Source organism: Bacillus sp. JJ1764 (assembly GCF_036962145.1).
Classification (GTDB): domain Bacteria; phylum Bacillota; class Bacilli; order Bacillales; family Cytobacillaceae; genus Neobacillus.
Map to the genome: position 1 here is coordinate 24,741 of NZ_JBALNY010000101.1, position 5,783 is coordinate 30,523.

The window sequence follows — 5,783 nt, forward strand, 5'->3', positions numbered from 1 at the left end:
GCGTAAATCAACAGACAAGTTTAACAGATCCATAGATGAAAACCAAAAACGTCCCACATTGGGATAGTTTTTTGGGGAAATGAATATTTTAAAGTAACAAGGATTCTGAAGTACAACTGTTAATATGAATCGATAATGGAGGAATTCTATATGCTAGGGGCAATTGAAGCAGGCGGAACAAAATTTGTTTGTGCAGTTGGAGACGAGTCAGGAAATATTGTTGAACTCATTCAAATTCCTACCACTGAACCAGAACAAACTATGGGTGAGGTTATTCAATTTTTTAAAAGATTTGATTTGGACGCTATTGGAATTGGATCCTTTGGACCTATTGATGTAAATCCTGAAAGCCCTACGTATGGTTATATTACCTCAACTCCAAAAATGGCATGGAGAAATTTCCCGTTTGTCCAGGCTATAAAAGAGTCATTTGCTGTACCGGTCGGTTTCAACACAGATGTCAATGCTGCTGCGTTAGGTGAAGCAACTCTTGGAGCTGCGAAAGGCTTGGATAGTTGTTTATATATTACGGTTGGTACTGGTATTGGTGCGGGAGCAATTGTTCAGGGGAAATTGCTTCAGGGGTTGTCCCATCCGGAAATGGGACATACCTTGGTACGACGCCACCCTATTGATTCATATGCAGGGAAGTGCCCATATCATCGGGACTGTCTAGAAGGGCTAGCAGCAGGTCCTGCGATTGAGGAACGTTGGGGCAAGAAGGCGAAAGATCTTGTCGATCAAGAACAAGTTTGGGATATGGAAGGGTATTATATTGCCCAAGCTCTTATGCAATATATTCTTATTTTGTCACCGAAAAAAATTATTCTTGGTGGCGGGGTTATGAATCAAAAGCAGGTATTCCCTTATATTTTCCAACATTTAAAAGAAATGATTAATAATTATATCTCCTTACCGGAGCTTTTCAGCTACATAGTTAGTCCTGGTTTAGAAAACAAGGCCGGTATCATCGGTTCTTTGCTATTGGCACATCAGGCACTTCAAGAAAAATAAACACATCATATGGAGGTAGTCACAAATGCAACCGTTATTTTTAATTCCCGTTTTTAAAGAAAGAATTTGGGGCGGGACCGCCTTACACCAAGAGTTTGGGTATGAAATACCAAGCGAAAATACAGGTGAATGCTGGGCCATTTCCGCACATCCGAATGGACCGTCTATCATTGCAAATGGTCCATTTTCTGGAATAACATTGGACAAGCTTTGGGAAGAACATCCTGAATTATTCGGAAATCCTAAGGAAGAGATCTTTCCATTACTAACGAAAATCCTTGATGCCAATATGGATTTGTCTGTACAGGTTCATCCAGATGATGCTTATGCAAAAGTAAATGAAAATGGTGAACTGGGGAAGACGGAATGCTGGTATATTATTGACTGCAAAGAAGGGGCAGAGATGATTTTTGGTCACACTGCTCAAACCAAAAAGGAATTTATTCACCAAATAGAAGACAGTAACTGGGATGGATTGCTTCGGAGGGTGAAAATTAAGCCGGGCGATTTCTTCTTCGTGCCTAGCGGGACCATCCATGCATTATGTGAAGGAACTCTGGTACTTGAGACACAGCAAAGCTCTGATACCACCTATCGTGTGTACGATTACAACCGCCAGGATGCTGAAGGGAATGTCCGTGAGCTTCATTTGGATAAAGCCATTGAAGTGACAACTGTTCCACATCAAGATACAAAAACGATGCCAAAAGTTAACAGTAAGGAACAGGTTACCATCACAACTTTTGTTGAATCCGAATTCTTTTCAGTGTATAAGTGGGATGTTAACGGGACCGCAACATTTTCCTATCCTGATCAGTATCTGTTGATAAGTGTAATAAGTGGAGAGGGAACGCTGTTTACAAATGGAGAAAAGTATCCTTTAAATAAAGGAGCAAATGCAATCATTCCTGTTGGAGTGAAAGAATTTGATATTCAAGGTGAATGTGAGATTATTGTTTCTCATCGATAAGGAATAAATGAAAAGAACAGGAAGAGTTTATGCTCAACCTGTTTTTTTAGATTGTCAAAATTCTTTATTTGAAGATTTTAAAATTATGTTATTCTATTTAGGGATGGAGATTAGTAGGTTTTACTAATCTCCATTTTAAATGATAAAGGGGAGTAGCTGGTATGATCAAAACGACATTTTCCACCGTAAAAGAAAGAGCGCTGTTTGTTTGGAAACTCCCTTCCTTTCCTGTTCTTTTTCTAATTAATTTTATTCTCGGCCTCGCATCATCCTTTTTTGCTCCATTTTCCTCGCTGTTCGGGATTGATGAAGTGGGGATGAGCAATGTGGGCTTTGGCGTGTTTATGACGATCACGGCCATAGGCGGGGTTACGATTAGCAGTTATATTGCCAAATTGTCGGATACAAAGGTAAGCAGAAGAAAGCTGATTATTCTAACATCGATTGCCGGGATGATTGGTTATTCGTTATATGCCTATTTTCGAAATTTTCTCGGGTTGGCATTGACTGGATTTTTCATCTTGGGCGTGACAGCCGCCGGTATTCCACAGCTTTGGGCCTATGCACGAGATGCTCTGAAGGAAGCAAACATCCCTAGTGAAGAAACACCTTTTATCATGAATATCTTTAGGATGTTCTTTGCTCTTTCATGGACTGTTGGACCTGCATTGGGTTCTGTTTTATTGCTTCATTTTGGCTTTAAAGGTCTATTTTTGTTTGTTGCCGCCGGTTACTTACTGGTGCTTTTGACCGTGATCTTTTTATTGAAGGATATAACCAGTGAGCAAAGAGTGGCCAAAGAATCCATCACCGTAACGAAGTACATGAAACAGCCGTATATTTTCGGATATTTGGCTGCTGCGTTTTTACTATCTGCTGCAACTTCTATTCATATGTTGAATGTTCCGCAGTTTGTTACAAAGGTTTTGCATGGGACAGAAGTGGATGTTGGAATTGTTTTTAGTGTTCCGCCCGTATTTGAAGTTCCTTTCATGATTATAGTCGGTGTGTTGGCAACCAAAATCGATAATGCGATCTTAATCAAAATTGGTTTTGCCATTGCAACAGTTTACTTTTTACTATTCAGTTTTGTAAGGGAACCATGGCAAATTTACCCGCTGCAGCTTCTGAGCGCCGCCCAGGTATCCATCACAGCAGGGATTGCCATTTCCTATTTCCAAGACTTCATCCCTGAGGCGCAAGGAACGGCAACAACCCTGTACATGAATACAACCTCCATTGGTTCAACATTAGGATACTTCCTATTTGGTTTGATTTCAGAAATGATCAATTATAATCAGGTCATTATCATTTATACGATTTTTGCCGGACTAGGGTTGTTGTTCCTAATCGTCTTCGGAAAACAAAAGCTGACGGCTAACCAATTGGAAAATCAACAAAGCATCAACTAAAGCCGTTTTTAAACGGCTTTTTTTGGCGGTTAGGAAAGGAATAACCTTCCTATCAGGCATAATGGCCAACTTCACCTCTTTCACCTGCTAAACGGCTCGTCAATCAGCGTGTTTTCTAATAGAGCAAGGTTTTAAGTTTTTAAGAGATTTTATGGTATAGTTATCCTTAATAGCCTGTCTAAAAAGGAGATTGATTATGGCAAATAAAAAGAAACAAGAGAATAAATCATCCAGGTTTGTGTTTTGGATGATTGGCTTAATTGCCGTCGGGGTTTTAGCGTTAATTTTTCTAGGCAATCTTTCTGGAAAAGAAGAAAAAGCCACAAAAAAAACTTCCATCGCCAAAATTGATTACAGCAATGAGCCCTTCCTAGGAGATGCTTCTGCGCCAGTGTCGATCATTGAATTCGGCGATTACAAATGCCCAATCTGTAAGGATTTTAATAAAAATACCATTCCACTTATTGAAAAAGAACTTGTGGATACTGGCAAGGCAAAGCTGTATTTTATGAATGATTCGTTCATCAATGTGGATTCAACTCGTTCAGCTCAATTTGCTGAGTCTGTCTATCAAGAACTCGGTAATGAGACATTCTGGAAATTCCATGACCTGCTCTATGAAAAACAGCCAGAAGACACGAAATATGAAAAAATGGATTACTTTACGAAATCATTTCTGATTGATACGCTGCGGGAAGTCGTCAGTGAGCCAGAAGTTGATAAGGTTTTAAAGAACTTTAATGATGAAAAGTCAAAGGCTGCCTGGCAAAAAGACATGGATTATGTGAAAAAATTGGGTGTAACCGGAACTCCAACCTTATTTGTAAATGGAAAAATGTTCAGCGGTAAAACCTTGGAAGATTTACAAGAGAAGGTTAACGAGGCGGCAAAGGGGAAATAACATGAACAAATCATTATTAATCTCTTGGATAGCTGCGGTAATCGCCACACTAGGTAGCTTATATTTTAGTGAAGTGATGCATTTTATCCCCTGCACCCTATGCTGGTATCAGCGTATTTTCATGTATCCACTTGCGATCATTTTAGGGATTGCCTTTTACCGCCAGGATCGCGGAATTGTTCGATACGTACTTCCATTATCCATGATTGGAATGGTGCTGTCGGGGTATCATACGCTGCTGCAGAAAATCCCAGCACTTCAGCAATTCGAAATGTGCACAACTGGGGTACCATGCTCGCGTGATTATATTAATTGGCTCGGATTTATCACCATACCGATGCTTGCGTTTACAGCTTTTACAATAATTACGGTGAGTTTGATTATTCTATCTCGTCAGCAAAAAGAAGAGCATTGATCGCTCTTCTTTTTACTTGTGCAATGTGAATTTCTGCTGGTATTTTCGGGCTAGGGCTGGGACATTACGTATATAGTTCTGCGTTTCAGATATATATAAATATCTAAGGTTTCGCACGTTTCCTGGACCGGCATTATAGGCAGCCAACGCCATTTCCAAATTGCCAAACCGATTAAGCTGTATCGCTAAATATTTTGTGCCTCCATCAATATTCTGAGCTGGATCATATGGATCAACCCCTAATCCATTGGCTGTCTTTGGCATTAATTGCATTAAACCAATCGCTCCGGCCGGACTATGTGATTCAGGATTGCCACCGGATTCCTGCTCAATCACTGCCGCAATCACCGCAGGGTCAATACCGTATTTATCTGAAGCAGCTTGGATTTCCTTCCCCCATCTTAATACTTTGTCGGATGAATCAAAATCAACCACGACTGCTTTTTCCTCATCAGTCTTAACAATTATAGGTTTTCCGTCCTCAGTCATAATACGGACCGTTAATACTTCTTTCAGTGCATGGAATCCGTCTGATAAGTTGTTTTTCATGATCTCCCAATCAGATAAGGCCACGGTTTGATCCGCTGCCTGATCGTCCGTTAATTCAATCCCATTAACAGAAACCAAATGATTAAATCTGCTTTTATTAGCTACTTCCNNCCATTTCTAGGGAATCCCATCTTCGAGGCTAGCAATTGAACCGTATTTTTAATATTAGTTTTAAAAATTAAATACTTTTCCTTTTTATACGCTTTTGTATCTGGTATATCGAGCTTCACTTGCGCCTGAAACGGCTCGGTATATTGGACACCAACAGGTTCCTGCCTGGACAGTTTGTCTATTACCCTGTTCTCCAAAGGTTCCCAATTGATTTTTCCAGCAATAAAGATTAAAACGGCCAAAATTCCAATAAAAATGGCTGTCCTTTTTATAAATATAAAGAAAAATTGCTTTAGTCGTTCGTGTTTCTTTATCAAGGCCACTTCCCCACCTATTTCGAAGTTACCTTCATTTTAACGTGGGCTAGTTTCTTGGAATTGCCTGAGTTATGGCGGTTTATTTACAATCATT

Annotated in this window: 6 protein-coding genes; 5 read left to right on the top strand and 1 reads right to left on the bottom strand. The window is 39.9% G+C overall.

The window, feature by feature from the left end; translation table 11 throughout:
• Positions 1–150: 150 nt before the first annotated feature.
• The 5 genes from V7083_RS14875 (at position 151) to V7083_RS14895 (ending at position 4,712) form a co-directional block, all read left to right on the top strand.
• Positions 151–1,014, top strand: coding sequence for an ROK family protein (locus V7083_RS14875; protein ID WP_335479133.1), 864 nt, complete (start codon positions 151–153; stop codon positions 1,012–1,014).
• A gap of 25 nt (positions 1,015–1,039) precedes the next feature.
• Positions 1,040–1,984 (top strand): mannose-6-phosphate isomerase, class I, encoded by a 945-nt coding sequence (gene manA, locus V7083_RS14880; protein WP_335479135.1) that lies wholly within the window; start codon positions 1,040–1,042, stop codon positions 1,982–1,984.
• A 161-nt stretch (positions 1,985–2,145) separates the two neighbouring features.
• Positions 2,146–3,396, top strand: a complete 1,251-nt coding sequence (locus V7083_RS14885) for a sugar efflux transporter (RefSeq protein ID WP_335479137.1) — start codon at positions 2,146–2,148, stop codon at positions 3,394–3,396.
• 196 nt (positions 3,397–3,592) lie between these two features.
• Positions 3,593–4,297 carry a DsbA family protein gene (locus V7083_RS14890; protein WP_335479139.1) on the top strand — a complete coding sequence of 235 codons (705 nt, stop codon included), beginning with the start codon at positions 3,593–3,595 and terminating at the stop codon, positions 4,295–4,297.
• Between the two features lies 1 nt (position 4,298).
• A complete protein-coding gene (locus tag V7083_RS14895) occupies positions 4,299–4,712 on the top strand; it encodes a disulfide oxidoreductase (RefSeq protein ID WP_335479141.1) in 414 nt (137 codons plus the stop codon).
• Positions 4,713–4,724: 12 nt separating this feature from the next.
• Here the strand turns inward: V7083_RS14895 and V7083_RS23830 are convergent, their stop codons facing one another.
• On the bottom strand, positions 4,725–5,339 hold the full coding sequence (locus V7083_RS23830; protein ID WP_438823730.1) for a lytic transglycosylase domain-containing protein: 615 nt from the start codon (positions 5,337–5,339) through the stop codon (positions 4,725–4,727).
• Positions 5,340–5,783 lie beyond the last annotated feature (444 nt).

Bases quoted from the DNA above. Each gene is read 5' to 3' on its own strand.
- V7083_RS14875 (WP_335479133.1), top strand. From the start codon at position 151: ATGCTAGGGGCAATTGAAGCAGGCGGAACAAAATTTGTTTGTGCAGTT.
- manA (WP_335479135.1), top strand. From the start codon at position 1,040: ATGCAACCGTTATTTTTAATTCCCGTTTTTAAAGAAAGAATTTGGGGC.
- V7083_RS14885 (WP_335479137.1), top strand. From the start codon at position 2,146: ATGATCAAAACGACATTTTCCACCGTAAAAGAAAGAGCGCTGTTTGTT.
- V7083_RS14890 (WP_335479139.1), top strand. From the start codon at position 3,593: ATGGCAAATAAAAAGAAACAAGAGAATAAATCATCCAGGTTTGTGTTT.
- V7083_RS14895 (WP_335479141.1), top strand. From the start codon at position 4,299: ATGAACAAATCATTATTAATCTCTTGGATAGCTGCGGTAATCGCCACA.